The sequence below is a fragment of the Fortiea sp. LEGE XX443 genome (assembly GCF_015206815.1).
In the GTDB taxonomy this organism is placed as follows: Bacteria; Cyanobacteriota; Cyanobacteriia; order Cyanobacteriales; family Nostocaceae; genus Nostoc_B.
On record NZ_JADEXZ010000091.1, the window covers coordinates 1 to 21,405 of the forward strand.

Annotated in this window: 14 protein-coding genes; 9 read left to right on the forward strand and 5 right to left on the reverse strand. The window is 41.5% G+C overall.

Annotated features, from left to right (window positions below; translation table 11 throughout):
* Positions 1–185: 185 nt before the first annotated feature.
* The 8 genes from IQ259_RS23780 to IQ259_RS23815 all read left to right on the forward strand — a co-directional run bounded on the left by IQ259_RS23780 (position 186) and on the right by IQ259_RS23815 (position 8,448).
* On the forward strand, positions 186–1,025 hold the full coding sequence (locus IQ259_RS23780; protein ID WP_193888486.1) for a hypothetical protein: 840 nt from the start codon (positions 186–188) through the stop codon (positions 1,023–1,025).
* Position 1,026: 1 nt separating this feature from the next.
* Entirely contained in the window at positions 1,027–2,205 is a 1,179-nt protein-coding gene (locus IQ259_RS23785) for a glycosyltransferase family 4 protein (RefSeq protein ID WP_193888487.1), read from the forward strand.
* Positions 2,196–3,215, forward strand: coding sequence for a glycosyltransferase family 2 protein (locus IQ259_RS23790; protein WP_193888488.1), 1,020 nt, complete (start codon positions 2,196–2,198; stop codon positions 3,213–3,215). The genes IQ259_RS23785 and IQ259_RS23790 overlap by 10 nt, the downstream gene beginning before the upstream one ends.
* Positions 3,178–4,170, forward strand: a complete 993-nt coding sequence (locus tag IQ259_RS23795; RefSeq protein WP_193888489.1) for a glycosyltransferase family 2 protein — start codon at positions 3,178–3,180, stop codon at positions 4,168–4,170. Before IQ259_RS23790 ends, IQ259_RS23795 begins: the two co-directional genes overlap by 38 nt.
* Entirely contained in the window at positions 4,171–5,373 is a 1,203-nt protein-coding gene (locus tag IQ259_RS23800) for a glycosyltransferase family 4 protein (protein ID WP_193888490.1), read from the forward strand.
* Positions 5,291–6,253 carry a glycosyltransferase family 2 protein gene (locus tag IQ259_RS23805; protein ID WP_193888491.1) on the forward strand — a complete coding sequence of 321 codons (963 nt, stop codon included), beginning with the start codon at positions 5,291–5,293 and terminating at the stop codon, positions 6,251–6,253. The genes IQ259_RS23800 and IQ259_RS23805 overlap by 83 nt, the downstream gene beginning before the upstream one ends.
* A gap of 25 nt (positions 6,254–6,278) precedes the next feature.
* On the forward strand, positions 6,279–7,721 hold the full coding sequence (locus IQ259_RS23810; protein ID WP_193888492.1) for an O-antigen ligase domain-containing protein: 1,443 nt from the start codon (positions 6,279–6,281) through the stop codon (positions 7,719–7,721).
* 547 nt (positions 7,722–8,268) lie between these two features.
* Positions 8,269–8,448: a high light inducible protein gene (locus IQ259_RS23815; RefSeq protein WP_193888493.1), complete on the forward strand. Its 180-nt coding sequence runs from the start codon at positions 8,269–8,271 to the stop codon at positions 8,446–8,448.
* A 337-nt stretch (positions 8,449–8,785) separates the two neighbouring features.
* Here the strand turns inward: IQ259_RS23815 and IQ259_RS23820 are convergent, their stop codons facing one another.
* From IQ259_RS23820 to IQ259_RS23840, 5 genes are all read right to left on the reverse strand, one after another.
* Complete coding sequence (locus IQ259_RS23820; RefSeq protein ID WP_193888494.1) at positions 8,786–10,096, reverse strand: CO2 hydration protein; 1,311 nt, start codon at positions 10,094–10,096, stop codon at positions 8,786–8,788.
* 40 nt (positions 10,097–10,136) lie between these two features.
* Positions 10,137–11,639: an NADH-quinone oxidoreductase subunit M gene (locus IQ259_RS23825; RefSeq protein ID WP_193888495.1), complete on the reverse strand. Its 1,503-nt coding sequence runs from the start codon at positions 11,637–11,639 to the stop codon at positions 10,137–10,139.
* 261 nt (positions 11,640–11,900) lie between these two features.
* Positions 11,901–13,760, reverse strand: a complete 1,860-nt coding sequence (locus tag IQ259_RS23830) for an NAD(P)H-quinone oxidoreductase subunit F (protein ID WP_193888496.1) — start codon at positions 13,758–13,760, stop codon at positions 11,901–11,903.
* 555 nt (positions 13,761–14,315) lie between these two features.
* Positions 14,316–16,589, reverse strand: coding sequence for a pentapeptide repeat-containing protein (locus tag IQ259_RS23835; RefSeq protein ID WP_193888497.1), 2,274 nt, complete (start codon positions 16,587–16,589; stop codon positions 14,316–14,318).
* Positions 16,582–17,589 carry a zinc-dependent alcohol dehydrogenase family protein gene (locus IQ259_RS23840; protein ID WP_193888498.1) on the reverse strand — a complete coding sequence of 336 codons (1,008 nt, stop codon included), beginning with the start codon at positions 17,587–17,589 and terminating at the stop codon, positions 16,582–16,584. Before IQ259_RS23840 ends, IQ259_RS23835 begins: the two co-directional genes overlap by 8 nt.
* A 653-nt stretch (positions 17,590–18,242) precedes the next feature.
* Here IQ259_RS23840 and IQ259_RS27695 point away from each other — a divergent pair.
* Positions 18,243–21,329: an endonuclease/exonuclease/phosphatase family protein gene (locus IQ259_RS27695; protein ID WP_305038596.1), complete on the forward strand. Its 3,087-nt coding sequence runs from the start codon at positions 18,243–18,245 to the stop codon at positions 21,327–21,329.
* Positions 21,330–21,405 lie beyond the last annotated feature (76 nt).

Below are 21,405 nucleotides of genomic sequence, written 5' to 3' on the forward strand. Positions count from 1 at the left end.
GACCTACTTGTATCAAACTTAAAGTGAAACGGTATAAGAGCATCCTACGGCAGGCGTTCCCGCAGGGTAGTCTGAAATTTCATACTTCCCTATCCTAACTCTCAATTATCAATGATAAATTTATCCGTGTTTATCCGTGGGCATCTGCGGTTAAGTATTCTTCCTAAATTTCCGAGGTAAATTAAATGGTAAATATAGGCTACCATACTGCTAGAATTCAAGGCCAGATTATTCGTCATATCTACACAAGATTTATTGACAAAATTAGCTCTTTTCCAATCAAACAAACTCGCCAAATTGGTATCACAATTTATTCATTTTCTTGTGAACGTGATTTGCCAGAACAAGTAGCAAGTATTCGTTCATTTATCTATAACATCGGCATTCCAGAAAGATTTATTGTAATTTCTGATGGTAGCTATAGCGACTCTAGCTGTAAATTACTCCGCCGCATTCATCCCTGCGTTGACATCATACCTTTTACAAAACTGCTCCGCCATGATTTACCGCAATGTGTAACTAATTATGCCCAACTGCATCCTATGGGTAAAAAATTAGCTGCATTAATGTCAATTCCTGTAAATGGTGCAACCATTTATACAGATTCAGATATTTTATTTTTTCCTGGTGGTGTAGATTTAATTAACTTCACCAATTTGCATGAAATATCTTGCTATTATCTTCCTGATTGCTCTGCTTCATTAGATGAGCGACTCATCTATGATGAATGCGAAAAATTGCAGCGAGTCAACGCTGGGTTTCTTTTGTTTAAGAATGAATTAGATTGGAGTTTAGCAATTGAACGGTTGGATAAACTGCAAGAACAACCTATATATTTTACAGAACAAACAATAGTCCACTTAACGGTTAACCACAATCAGGGTAAACCTTTCTGTTCGCAAAAATATATTTTGAATGTCGAAGACCAGTTTATTTATCCAGATAAATTCGCTAGTTCAAAAATTGCTTTAAGGCATTATGTCAATGATGTCAGACACAAATTTTGGTTGAATGTCGGTCTGTAAAATGAGCAAAAATGTAACCAATACAGAAATGATTTATCACTGCACTAATGCCAATGTTAACGGTGGAGGAGGCATAGAAACTTATGTGGCTTCTTTAGCACTTTCACAAATATCAGAATTCAGTGATATCTCAAGACAAGAGGCTGTGCGTCAACGCATCCTCAAGTCTATTAAGACAGAAAATCAAAAGCGGTTCAAGTTGCTGCACATTCATGACCCAGAATTGTTAGCAGATTTACGAGAAGAATGTCCGGCAATATTTACCCTGCATAATCACTGTAGCTACTGTCCCAGTGGTACAAAATATTTAGCTGATCGGGGAAAAATCTGCGATCGCGTGATCAATCCTCTAGGATGTGTTTGGGGTCATGTCGTAGATGGTTGTGGTAGCCGCAGGCCAGAAAAAATTTTAGGTAATTGGTGGAATGCTTACAATCCGCTGAATAACCTGAAAAAGCTGAAAATTCCCGTAATTGCTAATAGTGAATATGTGCGTCAGCAAATCATGAAAGCTGGTATAGCACCTGAGCGAGTGATGACGCTGCGCTGTGGTGTGAAATTACCTAAGGTTGTCACAGAACCTCTGAGTCGGACAGTCTATCAAAATCAGCGTATTTTGTTTGCTGGTCGCATTGTTCCAGATAAAGGTTTAGAGTGGCTACTTAAAGCCTTAACCAAAACTGAGCGACATATCCATTTAGATATTGCTGGTGATGGTTGGAATAAACCAAGTATGGAAAAATTAGCCCATGATTTGGGGTTAAGCGATCGCATTACTTGGCATGGTTGGTGTCAGGGTGAGCAATTAGAAAGCCTTTATCAACAGTGCTTGGCCGTAATTTTTCCGAGTCTTTGGCCGGAACCCGCAGGTCTTGTAACCTTAGAAGCTTATGCGCGTTATCGTCCCGTAATTGCAAGTGCTGTCGGCGGAATTCCCGAACATGTGCAAGATGGTAAAACAGGAATTTTGGTTTCACCCAACAATATTTCACAGTTAGCTGCTGCGATCGCCGAATTAGCTACAAATTATGCCAAAGCTAAATCAATGGGTGAAAAAAGCCAAGTTTGGTATCAAGAAGAATTTACTATCGATATTCATGTTCAGCGCTTGGCAAAAATTTATGCCAAGACCATCGCTGAATTTAATACTAGAACTAACGAGTTAAATTTATGTCAATAACTATTGAATCTCCAGAACCACTTGTCAGTGTAGTCATCCCCACTTACAATCGACCAGAGTATCTCAAACAAGCGATTTCTAGTGCAGTAAAACAGACATTTCAAAATATTGAAATTATTGTTTGTGATAACTGTAGTGATGTTAATCCTCAATCAATAATTGAAGCTTTTCAAGATTCACGGATTCGTTTTTGGCGTAATTCTCAAAACATTGGAATGCTTGCTAATATGACCAATGGCTTTCTCATGGCTAGAGGAAAATATGTCGCTAGTTTGCACGATGATGATATGTGGGAAGAAGACTTTTTAGCCAAGCTCGTACCTCCATTAGAAGCTAATTCTGATTTGGCTGTAGCTTTTTGCGATCATTATGTCATGAAAGCTGATGGCAAAATAGATTATACTCTTACAGAAGAGTATTCGCGGACATGGAATCGGGCTAATTTAAAAGCAGGAATCCACCAACCTTTTTATAAAATTGCTATAGAAAATATGTCTATAGCTAGTGCTAATGCTGCTGTTATTCGTAAAGATATTGTAGACTGGGCAGCAATTCCAATTGAGGTTAGTGGTTTCTACGATTTGTATATAAATTATCTCTGTTCTCGTTCAGGTATGGGAGCTTATTATAATCCAGAAAAACTTACTCGTTATCGTGAACATGAGCTAACTGATACATTAACGGACAATGTACAAATAAATATTCGTAAAGCGAAAAATCATATATTCTGCTATGAAAAATTTCTGAAAGATGCCCGTTTACAGGAGTTGAAACCACATTTTCGGCAGCGATTAATTGAAGCTAACCACTATTTAGGAATGAATTTACTAAAAGCTGGACAACCAGAAGAAGCACGCACGCATTTTTGGTATATATTGCAGAAAAAAAAGCTGAGTCCTAGAACGATCGCCGCATTATTCTTAAGTTTTATCCAAAGCTTATTCATCAATAAACTTTTAGGTGTCAACGGATATGTTACAGCAAAACGAAAACAAGCAACCCCTGGTTAGCGTAGTTATCCCCACTTACAATCGACCAGAGTATCTCAAACAAGCGATCGCCAGCGCTGTCAACCAAACTTATCAAAATATTGAAATTATTGTTTCCGATAATTGTAGCGCTGAAAATCCTCAAGCAATTATCGAATCTTTTCATGATTCTCGTATTAAATTTTGGCGACAACCAGAAAATATTGGGATGTTACCTAATCAAATACACGCCTTTAAAATGGCGCACGGCAAATATATTGCTAGTCTTCACGATGATGATATGTGGAATGAGGATTTTTTAGCCAAACTCGTTCCACCATTAGAAGTCAATCCAAATTTAATTTTGGCTTTTTCTGACCAATATATTATCGATGGTAATGGCAAAATTAATGAAATTGGAACAGAAGAAAATACCCGTGGTTTTAAACGAGATATTTTAGCAGCAGGTATCCATAAATCTTTTACAAAAATTGGTCTAGTTGATAAAAGTATTCCAACCGCTGCTTCTTGTTTAATTCGCAATCAGGTAATTGACTGGGATAGCATTCCCCAAGAAGTAGGCGGTATGTGGGATTTATATTTAACTTACCTCTGCTGCATTTCTGGTTATAGCGTTTATTATTATCCCGAAAGATTAACGCGCTATCGCAACCATGAACAAACTGATACTAGACTCAGTGGAAGTAGAAATGCTAAAGCTAAAATCCGTAAAGCCCAGAGCGAAATGTTTTGCTACAAAATCTTCCTGGAAGATAGGCGACTGCAAGAATTTCATGGATATTTTAAAGCTAAATGGTTAGAATCTCATACAACTTTAGGGATTGGGTTACTGCGGAATAAACAAATAACAGCAGCCCGTCCTTATTTATGGCAAGCATTAAGAAAACAAAAATTGAATTTGAGAACTTTAGTAGCACTGATATTCAGTTTTACTCCGCAACCATTAGCTAATCAATTGCTGGGAGTATCAAAATAGATGAGACTTTGCATTGTTACCCACAAAATCAAAAAAGGTGATGGTCAGGGAAGAGTCAACTATGAAGTTGTTCAAGAAGCAATTCATCGTGGTCATCATTTAACATTATTAGCCAGTGAAATAGCCCCGGAAATTGAACAGAACAGTCAAGTTAACTGGACTAAAATTTCTGTTAACAGGTATCCCAGCGAGTTCATTCGTAATTTTATATTTGCTCATAAAAGTTCTGTTTGGTTGCAAAAAAATTGCGCTCAAATTGATTTATTAAAAATCAACGGTGCAATTACAAAAGGGACAGCCGATGTGAATGCTGTACATTTTGTCCACAGTTCTTGGTTGCGATCGCCTGTACATATTTCTCGCATTCGCTCTGATGCTTACGGCTTGTACCAATGGTTATACACCGCCTTAAATGCGCGTTGGGAGAAACAAGCTTTTCAACGAGCTAAAGTTGTTGTCGCCGTTTCCGAGAAAGTTGCTAAAGAATTAGTCAACATTGGTGTACCGCGCGATCGCATCCGGGTAATTGTCAATGGCGTGGATTTACAAGAGTTTACCCCTGGTGTCGCCTCTCGCCAAAAATTAGGCTTACCAGAGAACGTTTATTTAGGATTATTTGCCGGAGACATCCGTACACCTAGGAAGAATTTAGATAGTATTCTCCACGCCTTGGTGCAAGTTCCCGATTTACATCTAGCAGTGGTAGGGAGTACTGATGGTAGCCCCTTTCCGCAGTTAGCAGCCAATTTAGGAGTCAGCGGACGGGTGCATTTTGTCGGCTATCGCCGTGATGTTGCCGAAATCATGCGGGCCGTGGATTTGTTTGTATTTCCCTCTCGATATGAAGCTTGCACCTTGGTTTTGTTAGAAGCCCTCGCCTCTGGATTACCTGTAATTACTGCCACAGCTACCGGAGGTGCAGAGTTAGTCACACCCGAATGTGGGATTGTTTTACCAGACTCAGACGATGTTGATGCCTTAGCCACAGCCTTGTCATCTTTAGTAAGCGATCGCGCTTTAATGCAGCAAATGGGTCAAGCCGCCCGCGCCGTCGCCGAACAATACAGTTGGTCAAAGATGGCTCAAACCTACATGGATCTATTTGAGGAGTTACAAAAGAATGAAGAACACAGTTCTCATCCCGACCTATCGCCGTCCTCTGGATCTATCTCGCTGCCTTTCGGCACTGCAAGCACAAACTAAACCAGTCGATCAAGTGATCGTAGTTGTCCGGGATACGGATGCAGATACTTGGCAGTTTCTCGCAGACTTTCCCTTACATAACTTGCCTTTGCAAACTGTCACTGTCACCATACCAGGAGTAGTCGCCGCCCTCAACGCCGGACTAGCGGCCGTAGATGGAGATATCTTATCTATTACTGATGATGATGCTGCACCTCATCCTGACTGGCTAGAAAGGATTAACAATCATTTTCTAGCTGATCATAAAATTGGCGGTGTTGGTGGGCGTGATTGGATACACCACGGCAGCAAAATTGAAGCCGACTCTTGCGCCGTAGTGGGTCGATTACAGTGGTTTGGGCGTGTCATTGGCAACCATCACCTGGGAGTTGGCGAACCCCGCGCTGTCGATGTTCTCAAAGGTGTAAACATGAGTTTTCGCACCCAGGCGATCGCAAAATTACACTTTGACGAGCGGATGCGAGGTACAGGCGCACAGGTACACTTTGAAATGGCATTCACACTTGCCTTAAAACGTGACGGTTGGCAGATGATTTACGACCCACAAATTGCAGTTGACCATTATCCAGCACAGCGATTTGATGAAGACCAGCGCAATAACTTTAATGCGATCGCGCAAATCAATCTAGTCCATAATGAAACCCTAGTTTTACTAGAGCATTTATCACCCCTACGCCGCGCCATCTTTTTGTTGTGGGCGATATTAGTTGGCACACGCGATTGTTTCGGTTTCGTCCAATGGCTAAGATTTTTCCCCAGCCAAGGCCAACTGGCAACACGCAAATGGTTAGCTTCTTGGCGCGGTCGCCAGCAAGGATGGCAGACATGGCAACAATTCAAAATGCAAAATACTAAAACCAAACTAGTGAATGCACAGTGATTGTAATTACGAATTACGAATTAATATGATTTCTCAACAATTACTTTTCAATAGTTTTTTAGAAAACCAATTTTCGCCCCGACAGCGATCGCTACAAGCTTGGCTCGTCATCCTAGGCTTTATATTGCTGAGTGTAACCTGCTACTTTGCTGGTGCTGCTGGCACGTTGCGCCTGATTTATCCGGCGACAGCTTTGATAGTAGCTATATTTTTATACTTGCGGCATCCCATTCTTTATATTGGTTTTACTTGGTGGATGTGGTTCCTCACACCCTTAGTTGCTCGTTTAATTGACTATCGAGTTGGTTGGGACCCCACCCGTCAGATTCTCATTGCACCTTACTTGGTGGTATTTGTTACTATCGCAACTTTCTTGCGACACTTTCCTAAAGCCTCTCGTCAAGGAGGTTTACCTTTTATTTTGGCTGCTATCGGCGTATTTTATGGTTTTTTAGTAGGTTTAATTTATAATACCCCACTGCCTGTAGCCCGCGGCTTACTGGATTGGCTCAGTCCAATTATCTTTTCCTTTCACTTATTCATGAACTGGCGAGACTATCCCAGCTACCGCCAGAATTTACAGCGTATATTTTTTTGGTGCGTGTTGCTTACAGGCGTTTACGGTATCTATCAATTTGTCGTCGCTCCTGAGTGGGATAGATATTGGCTAATTGAATCACAATTGTTTACTAGCTCTGGCGATCCTGTACCATTTGGAATGCGTGTCTGGAGTACACTGCACTCAGTCGGGCCGTTTGGTGCTGTGATGCAGACCGGATTGTTATTGTTATTTACAACTTCTGGCCCGTTAATATTTCCTGCCTCAGCTGTTGGCTACGTGTCGTTTTTGCTGGCTCAAGTACGGACTAATTGGGCAGGCTGGTTACTCGGCGTAATTATAATTATGGGTTCAGTCAAAGCCAAAATTCAAATGCGCTTAATTGCGATCGTTGTAGTCATGGCAGTATGTGTTATCCCACTAACAACTATTGAGCCAATTTCTGAAGTAGTATCAGAGCGTTTAGAAAGTTTTTCTAATCTGGAAAACGACACTAGTTTTAGGGAAAGGTCTGGAAGCTATGACCGCAACCTTGGGATAGCCCTTTCTAATATTCTTGGTAATGGTTTAGGCAATATTTGGAAGGTCGATGAAAAAACGGGACAAATCGAAGTATTTGTGCTTGATAGCGGCATTCTAGATATGTTTTTTACCCTTGGCTGGTTTGGTGCAATATTTTATTTAGGTGGGTTAATCCTGATTATTTTTAGTGTGATGCAGTATGGTGAAGCGCGTTTTGATAGTTTCGTGAGTGCTGCCCGTGCAATTGGTATGACTTCTTGCGCTCAACTAATCATTAGTAGCGGGATGTTGAGCATATCTGGCATGATTTTATGGGGATTTTTGGCAATGGCAATGTCAGCACATAAATACTATCAGCATGAAAAAATTATCGGAAATCGGATATAAAGCAATTTGTGTAGCTTCATAACTTATATCAAAATCCTATTCCCCAAACAGAATGGGATTTTTAATTGTTAGTACTGCTTGGCAGAAGCCAAAAGGTTTATATATCAAGGCTTATGTCTATTTCAAATAATATTTATGTATATGAGTTTTATTTTTTCTTTTGAAAAAAGTAAATTCATTAAGGCAACTCACCACATAATTGCCCGAATTTTAAGACGGTATAAATTTAAAATCATGTTATTATTAGCTTATTGACAAATATTTTTTGTCAATGAAACCACTGTCTAAACAAAATGTAGATTAGTTGTATCTTTAGAGTCTTATGCTTTCTTTCTTGTATTAGGTAATATCAGTCGTGATTTTCTAACTATATAAAAATGTAGAAAGTTAACTGCTCAGTCTATTAAGATAAAGTTGATTTTTCATTTCAAAATAAATAACAGAGAAATAAAAAAACAACATCTTAATAGAAAAAGACAAGAAAGACTCGAATAGATATGTCCGTCTATTTAAACAACTATCAAACTTAAACAAAGGAGACTTATTTATGTCAGGATTCAAAACTTCTGCATCTACTGTTTCTGATAAAAATCAAGATACACGTTTTGGGTTCAATCCTAAAAGTGAAAATTGGAATGGTCGTTTTGCAATGATTGGCTTTGTCTCTATAATTTTGATTGAAGCTTTGTCTGGGCAAGGCATACTCCATTTTTGGGGGATTTTGTAATCCGATATAGTATTTTCGACTTTAGTTAAGTACATTTCAAAACCTCACCCTAATCTTCTCCTTAGTAAAGCTACCCTGTACACACAAACTATCTAATCACCCCAAAATCGTTTTTTGTAGTTTTTTGTAGTGGACTGTCTAGGCTAAAATAGTGCATTAATAAACCGCAGAGGCGCAGTGAGGCAGCGCTGCGGGAGGGTTTCCCTCCGCAGGCGACTGCGAACCCGAAGGGAGAACACAGAGATAGAAGAAAAGATTTATTGCCACATTTAAGGCTAGACACGCCACTACTACTATAAGGCAAGTAATAAATTAGACTTTTCAAACATGCTCTTACTTATCGGTAATCTTGTCTTTGAACATCCCGTAAACGGGCAGCATCTCGAATATTATATTCAGAGCGAGTGAAGCGATTTAACTGAGCTTCATAAAAGTCTCTATTAGCTTGTAAATGCTCAGGGTTGGAGTCATCTAAAGGATGACAAAGTGCAGTCCGTAATGCTTGAATAACGGCAGAGGTGACATTGTACATTGACCGTTGGAAACTAATTCCCAACTGAATCAACATATCTTCTTCTCCTCGGCAGTATTGTTTGTAGTAATCAACAAGATATTCTGGCAAGAAGTGCAACATATCTTGCATCAGCAATGTGGGGGGAATACCAGCCGTACCCACTGGAAATACATCTGCATAAAGAATGCCATAGTGGAAGTCTTTTTGGTCTGTTGGTACTTGGCTGGCTTGGGCGTTGTAAGATTTTGTCCCCCGAAAGGGTGCTGTACGATAAAAAACAGCTTCTACATAAGGTAATGCAGCTTCATAAAGCCAAACAAAGCCTTTAGATTTAGGAACTATTTCGTAGCATTTACCACGGATATAAACATTATGGTAAATAGGACGATTGGCAACTGCAAAAATCCCATTTACTAAAAAATTCATTGCTTCTGGGACAGTTGTAATTTTTCCTTCATCATATAAGTCTGACATTTCAAAAAATACAGGTGCCATGACTTCCCAAAATAGCCCCAAATTAGCGTAATAAGACATTTGGCGGCACTGTTCGAGAAACATATCTGGGAACAGTTTGTAAAGCCCCAACATCACTGGGTTACTTTGAAAATAAGCTTTAATTGCTCTATCTGCGTTGGTTCTATATTCTTCACTGTCTAAGTAAGGGTCAAATTTGCCCCCCATACCTCTATGCCAAAGCATTGCCCGCATACAAGCTTCGGCAAATTCCATATTAATTCGGTCATGGAATAAGTGATGCAATATTTTGGGCATTTTCAAGGTTTCACCCTTTTCTATAAATGCTAGAAGTTCTGGATGGGCCGTTGCTTCACCGCGCCAAACTCTCAAATCTGCATCGTCGCCAGCATAATGATTGTGCCGTTCTAAATACTCTTGAGGAATGAAGTATTTAAACAAGGGCAACGGATTTAAAAATACTCGTTCAGCAATATACAACAAGTTACGCCAATAAAAATCCATCGGTACAGCGTAAGCTTTATAAATACCGATAATTTGCATTAAATTTTCTGGCGTATCTGGCAACATGGAACCGCCTGCTTCTAACCGATGAATGATATCGGCAAATTCATGCCGGGAAGGAGGTAGTTTAGTAGGGTTTTCTGGGGTTTGTACCATTGCGATCGCCTCTCAAATCTGGTTTATTAAATGATGTGAATTACTTGAGCGCTACTTGAGCAACTATGGTTTTTTCTGTGGGGGTAATTGTCGCTATCATTGCTGTAGTCGTGCTTTCACTCCAACGCACCAGCCAATTGGGTTGTATTCCCAAAAAGATAATTAGAAATGTCAAGACTAAAGCAGGGATTTTTTCAGCCCATACAACTTTGGGGTAGTAAGCTAAATTATTATCCAACTTGCCAAAACAGGTGCGATTGAGGAGAATGACGAAATACACCGCCGTTAAGCCGCTAGATGCTACACATAATAGTGTTGGCAAGGGAAAAGCTGAGAAACTACCTTGAAACACAATAAATTCCGCAACAAATCCTGTTAAACCTGGTATTCCTGCACTAGCCATACCACTGAGAACTAGTAGGGCGCTAATAAAGGGTAAACCGCGAATAGGACTCATTAAGCCATTGAGTTTGGCTAATTCACGTGTGCCTACTTTTGCTTCTACTACCCCTACTAAATGAAAAAGAATTGCCAGAATCAAACCGTGACTGAACATCTGCGCCACTGCACCCACCAGCGCTAAAGATGTACTAGAGGCACTAGCCAGCAAGACATAACCCATGTGACCGATAGAACTGTATGCTACCATGCGCTTGATATCTGTTTGCGCGATCGCAATTACCGCCCCATAAATTGCACTTATCGCCCCCCAAGTAGCTAAGGTTGGTGCAACTACACTCCAAGCTTGAGGAAACATGCCCATCCCAAACCGCAAAAGTCCATAAGTTCCCAACTTCGCCAACACACCACCCAACAAAATGGCAATGGGTGCAGAAGCTTCTACATAAGCATCAGGTAGCCAAGTATGGAAGGGAACTAACGGGATTTTAATGCCAAAGCCTAAGATAATTCCGGCTAAAAGAACAAATTGCAACCCGGCGGATAGTGTTTGTGTAGATACGGCATCGTAGGCAAAACTAGCAGAACCAGTTAGGAATACCATGCCTAAGAAGGTCGCCAAAATCAAAGCACCGGAAACAGCAGTATAAATTAAGAACTTGATGCCGGCATAAGCCCGTTTTTGCCCTCCCCAAATCGAAATTAATAAATAAAAGGGGATTAATTCTAGTTCGTAAAATAGGAAGAATAACAGCAAGTTTCCTGCTAAAAAAGCCCCAGCAACGCCACCACTAATTAATAAAATTAGTGAATAAAAAAGTCGTGGGCGTTCGGTTTGTTTATCACTGCTGTAAATAGAAATCCAGGTGAGTAAGCTATTGAGGATTAACATTAATATTGATAACCCATCAACACCTAGTTGATAGCTCAAACCTAAAGTGTCATTCCACGGCAAATATTCTTGAAATTGCATTCCTGGATTGCTGATGTCGAATTTCAGCAAAATAAATAAGTTCCAGAGTAAAACTATACCTGCTATGGTTAAAGACACTAAGCGAATGCGGCTGGCTGGGACGACTTTACCGGGTAAAAAGCCGATAATTATCGCACTGATGATTGGTATCCAAATAAGAAAACTCAACATATATTCTGGTTTGGTTTATGAGTTGATTTGTGTAGACAGGGATGAGGAAGTAGTAGCTTTTTTCATTAATAAACTTCTTGCAAAAGTCGTGATTTTTAAATTCTTCTTTGCGTCTTTGCGTGAGCTTTTTAAGAGTATTTTTGGCGACACTAAAGTAGTTATGCAAGAGGTCTAATGATGATTGGTTAGAATAAATAACCACAGAGACACAGAGATCACAGAGTTAAAGTGAAACAACCTTGTGTGTTTTGATTCTCAGAACTAAAACATCAAATCTAAAAACTGTATTCCCCAGAATGGCCAAGTCATCCAGACACAGAAAACACCTACTCCTAAAAGTACGGTGAAAGCATAAAATTGGGTCTGTCCGGTGTTGCTGTATTTCAAGCCTTCGCCACCTAAAAGCGAAAATAGACCCACTAAATTGACGATGCCATCAACTACAAAGCGGTCAATCATATCAGCAAATTTGGAAAGTTGGGCAACGCTGAAAATGATTGTCATACGATAAAGTTTGGGGGTGTAAAAGTCGTAAGCCAACAAATCTTGTAAAAATTTCCAAGGTAGGCGGATTGGCTTGGGAATATTGCCTAAATAAATTACACCGCTAATGCTGCAACCAAAAATACTTGACCAAATGAGTAATAGTGCCGCATCTTTATTCAGACTAGCCCAATCAGGTAATAGTGATAAGCTTTGTAACACTAAAGGCAAATGCAACACAAAGCCAAATAAAATCATCATCGGCAGTACCATTGGCCAATGCACTTCAGGCGATCGCTCACTCATTGGTTGAGATTTACCAGCGAAAATTAAGCCAAATTCTCTAGTCAAACTAACGGCTGTTAAGGCATTGACTATGATAATAATTCCCACTAACCAAGGGTAAGTTTTCCACAAGCCATCAGCTAATTTCAGCAAAGCCCAAAAGCTACCTAAAGGAGGAAAAGCAATTAGTCCCAATGTGCCAACAATGAAAGCTAACCCAGACATAGGGCGACGTGTCCATAAGCCGCCAAGTTGAGTTACATCTTGGGTAATACTATTCCAAATAATCCCGCCGCTACTCATGACTAATAATGCCGATGCTAAAGCATGAGTGAGTACCAACAATAAAGCTGCATCGTCTTGTTGTGTGCCTACAGCAATGAACACTAAGCCCATGTAAGCACTAACAGAATAAGATAAACAGCGTTTCACATCAATTTGGGCGATCGCAATTAAAGATGCACCTACAGCCGTCACTGCACCAATGGCGACAATAAATGATGAAACTACAGGCGATAAAGTTAATACAGGTTGCAGTTTAATTAGTACCCATGCACCACTAGCAACTACTACTGAGTTCCGCAAAATCGTGCTAGGAACAGGGCCTTCCATTGCTTCATCTAACCACAAATGCAAAGGAAATTGAGCGCATTTACCCATAGGCCCAGCAACCAACGCTAAACCTACTAATGTCATCACTGTTTGGTCAACTTGAGTATTAGCCGCCCATGCTGCTAACTCTGTGTAGTTCCAAGTTCCTGATAAAGTCCATAAACCCAAGACTCCCATCAGTAAAAATAAGTCCCCTACCCGCTTGGTTAAGAAAGCATCTCTAGCACCAGTGACTACCAGAGGTTGACTAAACCATAAGCCTACTAATAGATAGGTTCCCAACGTTAGAACTTCCAAAATTACATAGCTAAAAAACAAATTATTGCACAACGCCAAGCCACATAATCCCGCTTCAAATAATCCTAATAAAGAATAGAAGCGCCCCCAACCCCAATCCATTTCCATGTAACCAATGGCAAAAATTTGTGCTAGAAAATTTAAGCCAGTGATTACTACCATTGCACCTACACTCACCGCAGAAATTTCTAGGGCAATGGTGAGGTTTAAACCTGCCGTAGATAACCAAGGGATAAATATTTCTTGGGGTGGTTGATTCCAAATTGATGGAAAAGCCAACACACTATGAACTAGTGCCAAAAATGTCATGATTAAATTGACATAACCTGCTGGTCTAGGCCCTGTTTTGCGAATGATGCCCGGTGACCAAGGAATTGCCAAAAGTCCACCTATTAAAGCATAGCAGGGAACCAGCCAAACAGTCTCTAGGAGAAACTGAGCCATGAAATTAACCTCTGGATTGGTAGCAAAAATTAGCCATCCTGGGAGCAAACTTAACTTTGCTTCCAGTCAGCTAATTATGGTATGTAGCAGAATTTTTTTGCTTAATATTGTTCTTAGCTTACCGTTATATTTCCTAAAAAGGAATTACTCAACAAAATAAATCGATGATGTCTATTCTAATTAATTCTTATATAATCAATAACTGATTTTAGTTATAGACTCTAGTCTATGGATCAATACCGTTCAGTTAAGGTTAAAACTTAGTATTTGACAGTTGGGTTGTAGCAAGATCCCGTAAGGTACAAATTAAAACCCAACAAAGCCGACCTGAAGTTGGGTTTCGTTTCTCAGATCAACCTACAATTATTTTTAACTGAACCGTATTGACATAGAAGTATCGATGTGCTGCAAAAAGAAGTTTTCGAGCAATGTTTCATCGCCAGGTTGTCAGGTTTGGTTCTGACGTTGGTTTTATAGTGGAGCATTAAAATCACAGTTTTATAGAATATATGCACAAAAAAACTCCGTTGGTTAAGCAGAAATTTCTGATAATCGTTATTTAAGATAAATCAGCAAGTTCAATCCTGGAATTGTGCGAGAGAGTGTCCACAAAATTAGAGTAATATAAAGTACGCCCAAACTCCATTGATACCAAGCAAGAGTAGCGATAATTCCGGGTAAATGCTCGTCTCGGAGGCGAAGATCATTAAATCCTAATCTCACTAGGTTGTTCAGACTAAAGTCATAGTAGTTTAGCCAATTCCAGCGGCGATCGCTTAACAATGGCATATATCTTTCACGAAATGTCTCATTTCTCGGAATCACTGGCAAGCGTCCAATCAATAATCTTAACTGTCGGAAAGTGCCATCTTCGACAAAGTAGGAAACATCCATTAAATCGTGATAACGTCCCTGTTGATATAGTCGCATTAATAAAGCTATCGGCACAGGGATAATAATAATTAATAGACATCCCAGTGTCAGCCAAGGTTGTTCAGCATTGCGAAAAATAGCTAACAAACTCAAAAATTCTAAGCAGCTAAAACCTAGTAATATAGAGATAGTTTCGGAGTATGTAGGAATAATTGCTACGGGACGGAGACGACGGTAACGATCTACTAGCCAAAATAGTAAACCAAAGTAGGCGATCGCAACTCCACCCACACCAAAGGCTAACCACAAGTTTGTTCCATAGCCACTTAGTAACAATAATACACCTAAAGCTAACCAATTCCAAGCTTGTAATAGCCATCCACCTAAAGCCAGAGGTTCACCAAAACTCAAGCGATTGGTAATCTTATTGTATGTTTCTAAATCGATATCTGCTAAAGTTAGTAGCTCACTGCTGTTACGAAATATTTGAACAGTCCGACGGTTCAATATTGCAGCTGCTTGCGTTGCCGAGAAACCCAACTTGATTAAACTAGTAAATGATGCACTATTAATATTTGCTCTGAGCAAACGTTGACTTAATTCAATTAATCTTAGCCGCTGTTTTGTATACTCCAGTTGATTAGCATCGGCAATTTGCTGTTGCTGACGAAAATTCTGTCCTAAATTCCGCAAAACATTTTGATTACCTTGTAAATTTGGGATAGAAAACATTTTACCAATTTGACCAAGATTACCTAATATTTTTGCTTGATTAGAGTTAAAATTCAACCCAGGTACGTTTAAAAAAGCAGTTTTAGCAAAACGCACATCACTGAAATCTGCTAAATTTAGAATATTAGCACCATGAAGATTTACGGGCTGATTAAATTGGGCTTCACGAAAAATGACAGCTTGTTCAAAAGTTGCTTCTGGTAACAGAAAAACCTGATTAAAATTTGCTTTCGTAAATTGGGCTTGATTAGCAAAGCGGACATCAGAAAAATCAGCATCTTCTTGCCATTGCACCTGATTAAATTTAGCTAACTGCTTAAACAAAACTTGGTTAAAGTTAGCAGCTTTTTCAAAAATGCTGCCATGAAAATCAGCCATTTCTTGAAACTGAACTTGTTTAAAATTAGCTTTGTCAAAAAAAATGCTTCCTTGAAAATTACTCACTTGACGAAAAGTAGCATTCATAAAGCTAACAAGACGACTAAATCTGGCTTCACTCCAATTTGCGGGTTGTAGAAATGTGGCATTTTGGGCATTTACAGACTGGAGAAAGAAAGTATTGAGGAACTGTACTTGCCCATTAAAGCGAGTATTTACTAGAGTTAAAGCACCACGAAAAACATTAATTTCACCAGATGCAGTAGCATCAGTTGCCAAAAGTGAACGACAATCTTTAGAGTTAGGTAAAGCGATCGCTAGTGACTGTAAACAAACTAGACGTAAACTTTCTAATTGTTCTTGTTCTGTAGCAGTAAAAATTGGAGCGATCGCTTGAGCATATAAAGGTGTTCTTAAACCCAAATCGCTACCCACAAAATCGCCCTGAATCAAAGAATAACTGATATCTAAACCCAAAGCTTTAGCACCCGCCTTTTGCAATTCTTTCCGCAGTAACTGATAAAAATTATCACGAAAACTCGCATTCTCAGGACGCAAATCGATCACCATCTGGCGCAAATCCACAGTTAAATTACCTTCGCGGAGTATTGGTGCGCGTAGTCTTTCCTGCAATATTTCCAGAGTTAGGGGTGTACGTTCTAATTGCGTCTGTGCGGCTAAAACAGGCGCGGGTAGTAAAAGGCTAAAGAAAATTAATAGAATGCAGAATAAATTCTCAGCGCACCTCTCTCTTGAAAAGTTTCCTACGGAGGGAAACCCTCCTCCAGAACTTTTCGCTGCGTTTACCTCCGCGTAGCTTTGCGTTTCAAAAATAATTTCATTCATCACTAATCAACAGGACAATTTTACCGGCGATCGCACCTGTTTCAATTAGTTCATGAGCTTTCACCGCATCTTTTAAAGCAAACTGATGATTAACCTGGATTTTTAACTTACCTTGTTCCATCCAACTAGCGCACTGTGCCAAAATTTCAGCCTGATGTTGCAGACTTTCATCTAATCCCAACGACATTGGTGTCAACATTAACTCTAAACCAATGCGGAGATTGCGATTCCTAGCAGTTTTCCACACAGTATTAGCAACAGGTTCAAGAATCGTCACAATATCGCCATATATCCGCACGGCTGGAAAGGTTTTTTGAAAAGTCTCGCCGCCAACCGTATCAAAAGCTAAATCTACCCCTTCTCCACCAGTCCAATCTAAGGTTGCTTGGACAAAATCTGTTTGTTTGTAAAAGATGGGGTAATCTGCACCTAGTTGTGTAACGAAATTTGCTTTTTCTTGAGAACTAATCGTTGTGGCGACAGCAGCACCTTTAAGTTTTGCCAGTTGAATGGCGACATGTCCAACACCACCAGCACCAGCATGAATTAGCACCCGTTCCCCAGGTTCTAATCTTCCTCGTTCATATAAAGCTTCCCAAGCAGTAATTAAAACCAGAGGTGCGGCTGCTGCTTCTGCAAAAGACACAGAAGCAGGTTTACGCGCTACAAATCGCTCATCCACAACATTATATTCTGCATAATTACCTTGGTGTTCACCTAAGCCACCATAGCAAAAATATACTGCATCTCCCGGACGAAACTTCTGTACATCAGCACCCACAGCTTCCACAACACCCGCACCATCACATCCTAAAATTGCAGGCATTAAATGAGGGTAAAAAGTACCACGTCTGCGAAGTTTCGCATCAATGGGATTAACTCCAGCTGCTACCAAACGAACTAAAAGTTGAGTATTATCCAAAGGAAGGCTAGGCGTTGGTACTTCTTGTAATTGCAGTACTTCTGGACTTCCTGCTGCTGTCATTAAGACTGCTTTCACAACTTTTTCCTCCTGGCTGATGCTAGATGCTTGTTCTTTTGCAAATATAAAGGAGTTTTAAAGAAGTTGGTGATCTGACTTCTTAAGTTTGTGTCGTTAAGACAGAAGTTGTAGGACTATACCCCAAAGTAAGCGATCGCATCAGATTAATCTACTGCTTGCTTTTAATGCCCTGAGATTAATATCTGCGGAATCTGGGAAACTGCCTAATTTTAACAGTTTGAAAATCCAAAATCGTGTGATCTCTTCGCAATATCACACCACTCAGCAAATCATAACCTAAATTCAAATTCTTCTTAAATCAAGCTTCAGATACAAGTGATACTCTCTTTTTTGGACTGCTTTGCCTGGCGTACTTACTTCAATGTAAGTCCCGATAGATTCACACACTCATGCTGACGAGAGTATACCCTGTTCTTTCATGGCGTTTTTACTCTGTGAGTACAGGCTTGGCGCAATTTGCGATGCTCAAAATTCTATCATCTGCGATCGCCCTTGTTGTGTTCCTTAAATCAGCACCATGAGTCTTTGTAATCTTGCATCGTAACTTTCAAACATCCAAGTATCGATCGCTTTGTTTCAAGAGATTTTAGAGTCCTTGAATCCTTGAAACAAAGGTGTGTGTCATGTTCACTGACTCGAAGGAGAGCATAATGACTACCGAAAGAATCGTGATCAACGAAATCCGTATCGATCAACCTGGTACAGATGTGGGTGAGTTTTTTGAGTTGGGAGGCACTCCTGGAACCTCACTTGACAATCTCACCTATATCGTGATTGGCGATAGCGCAGAAGGCGGTAGCGGTGTAATTGAAGCCGTTGTCGAACTTGATGGTCAAGTAATTCAGGCAGACGGTCTGTTTGCTGTGGGCGAAGATACAAATCCCTTTGTAGCCACCCTCGACTTGGTTGGGCCGTCTGGTTCACCTGGTGGCTTGCTGAATTTTGAAAACAGTGACAATGTGACCCATCTGTTAGTTAGCAACTTTACAGGTACCGATGGGCAAGACTTAGATACCAATGATGATGGCATTCTAGATATTACACCGTGGGACTCCATTGTGGATAGCGTGGCACTGATTGCCACCGTTGGCAGCGGCGACCTAGTTTATAGCGATACCCAGGTTGGGCCTGATGGCAACTTTGTACCTGGTTTAGTGTTCCGTAACCCTGATATCACCGGAGATTTTGCCATTGGTCAATTCACATTCGGGATTGACGACACTCCAGGGATACCCGCAAATCCCGTGCTAGTTGATCCGATTGATGCCTTAATTCCTGAGATTCAAGGGGCTGGTCATGTGTCTCCCTTGGTCAGCCAGACCGTCAGAACCACTGGAGTTATAACTGCGATCGCCACCAACGGATTCTACGTGCAGGATGTTGTGGGCGACGGCAATGATGCTACCTCGGATGCCATCTTTGTTGAAAGTGCCAATGCGGCCAGTTTCACCATTGGCAATGAAGTTGAAGTCATTGGCGTGGTTGAAGAATTCGTCAGTGGTGGATTGGGATTCACCCAAATTGCCAATCCCCAAGTCACTGTAATCAATGAAACTGCTGACCTACCTGCACCCGTTGTCCTAGGACAGGGTGGTCGAACCGTACCCAACACATTTATCGTTAGCCCCGATGAGTTTGGGGTTGATTTGAGTCAAGGAATTCCTACCTCTGGGGAGTTTGTAGCTGCGGGTGGCCCCATTAACCTCAACCTGCCGGAAATTGGCAATACCAACTTTGACCCTGAACAAGACGGCATTGACTTCTATGAATCTCTGGAAGGGATGCTGGTGACGCTAAATGATGCGTTAGTGGTGCAGTCATCTGCCCCTCCAGGCGGCCCAGGCTTTTCCTTCAGCGATGACTCCGCAATTGTGGTGGTCGACGGGGGAGCATCGTCCAACAGCTTAAACGATCGCAATGGAGTCACCATTGGGGTTGGCGCAACCGATATCTTCACCGCCGATATCAACCCAGAGCGCATTGAGGTTGATTTTGCTAGAGCTTTAACTGATCTGGGCGACGATTTCAATACCACTATTCCTCAAGGCTCGTCACTGGGGGATGTAACTGGCATTCTCTCCTACGCGGGAACCGTTTACGAGCTGCTGCCTACAGAGGCGATTACGGTGACACGCAGGGAAATAGAGCCTGAGGTGACTAATCTGCAACGCGCAGACGATCGCCTGTTGATTGCTGCCTACAACGTACTCAACCTTGAAACCAATGATGGTGGCAGTGTAGGGGGCGATTCGGATATTGCCGATGGTCGATTCGATACCATCGCCAAACAGATTATCAAAAATCTGAATACACCAGATATCGTTGCTCTGCAAGAGATTCAGGACAATGACGGGGCAGCAGATGAAGGTGGAGCTACGGATGTATTTGCGGCGGATGTGACACTGCAAGTATTAGTGGATGCGATCGCTGCCAATGGCGGGCCAACATATAAATTCATCGATAACCCCTTCATCGCGGATGATGCCAATGGTGGAGAACCAGGCGGAAACATCCGCACGGCCTTCCTTTACAACCCAGAGCGAGTAGACCTGGTTGAAGGTAGCCTACGTCCTATCAGCGATCCAGCGACCCAGCAAGATGGTATTCCAGGAAATAACGTCTTTGAAAGCAGCCGTCTGCCCCTGGTGGCTGATTTCGTATTTAATGGCGAAACTGTTACGGTGGTCAGCGTCCACAACACCGCAGGCGGAATTGAAAACTTCGGTAACATCCAACCTGTGGTTCGCAGTGGCACCAATGCCCGGAATGAACAAGCAGCCGAAATCAATGCTTTTGTGGATGGTATTCTAGCTGAAAATCCAGACGCGAAGATTGTCGTGGCTGGCGACTGGAACGGGTTTGACTATGAAGAGTGGGATGCGTTTGCGGAAGGCACCGTGAACGGTGGCCAGCAAGTGCTGTTCAACTTAACCGACACACTACCAGGGCTGGAACGCTATAGTTTTCAGTTCTCCAATGGCAACCTCACACCCCTCGACCATATCTTCGTCACGGGCAATCTCTTACCTGGGGCTGAATTTGACGCGGTTCATGTCAATGCTGAGTTTCCTGACTTGCCCGATCGCGGCAGTGACCATGACCCCATTTTGGCAGCGATCGCTATTGATGGCACTCAACCGAGAAGAAACGATGACCGCATCATCGGCAGTGCAGATAACGACAGCTTATCCGGCGGCAATGGAGATGACACCCTCTCCGGTGGCTTGGGGGATGACACCCTCTCCGGTGGTAATGGCGATGACCAAATCTTTGGAGGTGCTGGAAATGACAGCATTTCTGGAGACAATGGCAATGACCGCCTGCGAGGAGGAATCGGCAACGACATTCTCAATGGCGGCAATGGCAATGATACCCTCTTTGGTCAGGAAGGCGAAGACATACTCAATGGAGACAATGGCAATGACAGCCTTTGGGGAGGAAGCGGCAACGATATTCTCAATGGCGGTAATGGCAATGACATCCTTTGGGGAGGAAGCGGCAACGACATTCTCACAGGCGGTAATGGCAGTGATACCTTCGTCCTGGCAACTGGGCAGGGAACCGACACCATCACAGACTTTCGCGTTAACACCGACTTCATCGGCCTAGCGAACGGTCTGGCATTTGGCCAGCTATCGTTGGAGGGCAACACCATTCGATTTGGTGATGAAACTCTGGCAATTTTGACTGGGATAAACACCACTACCTTGACTGCCAATTCGTTTGTGACTGTGTAGCCTATAGTGTCTTCCGTTAGGTAGTTCAATTGCTAAGGGTGTTGCGCGTCGCGCAACACCCTATTTGTACAGTGAC

What these genes read in the sequence shown, in the direction of transcription:
- IQ259_RS23780 (WP_193888486.1), top strand. Translation starts at nt 186, where the DNA reads ATGGTAAATATAGGCTACCATACTGCTAGAATTCAAGGCCAGATTATT.
- IQ259_RS23785 (WP_193888487.1), top strand. Translation starts at nt 1,027, where the DNA reads ATGAGCAAAAATGTAACCAATACAGAAATGATTTATCACTGCACTAAT.
- IQ259_RS23790 (WP_193888488.1), top strand. Translation starts at nt 2,196, where the DNA reads ATGTCAATAACTATTGAATCTCCAGAACCACTTGTCAGTGTAGTCATC.
- IQ259_RS23795 (WP_193888489.1), top strand. Translation starts at nt 3,178, where the DNA reads ATGTTACAGCAAAACGAAAACAAGCAACCCCTGGTTAGCGTAGTTATC.
- IQ259_RS23800 (WP_193888490.1), top strand. Translation starts at nt 4,171, where the DNA reads ATGAGACTTTGCATTGTTACCCACAAAATCAAAAAAGGTGATGGTCAG.
- IQ259_RS23805 (WP_193888491.1), top strand. Translation starts at nt 5,291, where the DNA reads ATGAAGAACACAGTTCTCATCCCGACCTATCGCCGTCCTCTGGATCTA.
- IQ259_RS23810 (WP_193888492.1), top strand. Translation starts at nt 6,279, where the DNA reads ATGATTTCTCAACAATTACTTTTCAATAGTTTTTTAGAAAACCAATTT.
- IQ259_RS23815 (WP_193888493.1), top strand. Translation starts at nt 8,269, where the DNA reads ATGTCAGGATTCAAAACTTCTGCATCTACTGTTTCTGATAAAAATCAA.
- IQ259_RS23820 (WP_193888494.1), bottom strand. Translation starts at nt 10,096, where the DNA reads ATGGTACAAACCCCAGAAAACCCTACTAAACTACCTCCTTCCCGGCAT.
- IQ259_RS23825 (WP_193888495.1), bottom strand. Translation starts at nt 11,639, where the DNA reads ATGTTGAGTTTTCTTATTTGGATACCAATCATCAGTGCGATAATTATC.
- IQ259_RS23830 (WP_193888496.1), bottom strand. Translation starts at nt 13,760, where the DNA reads ATGGCTCAGTTTCTCCTAGAGACTGTTTGGCTGGTTCCCTGCTATGCT.
- IQ259_RS23835 (WP_193888497.1), bottom strand. Translation starts at nt 16,589, where the DNA reads ATGAATGAAATTATTTTTGAAACGCAAAGCTACGCGGAGGTAAACGCA.
- IQ259_RS27695 (WP_305038596.1), top strand. Translation starts at nt 18,243, where the DNA reads ATGACTACCGAAAGAATCGTGATCAACGAAATCCGTATCGATCAACCT.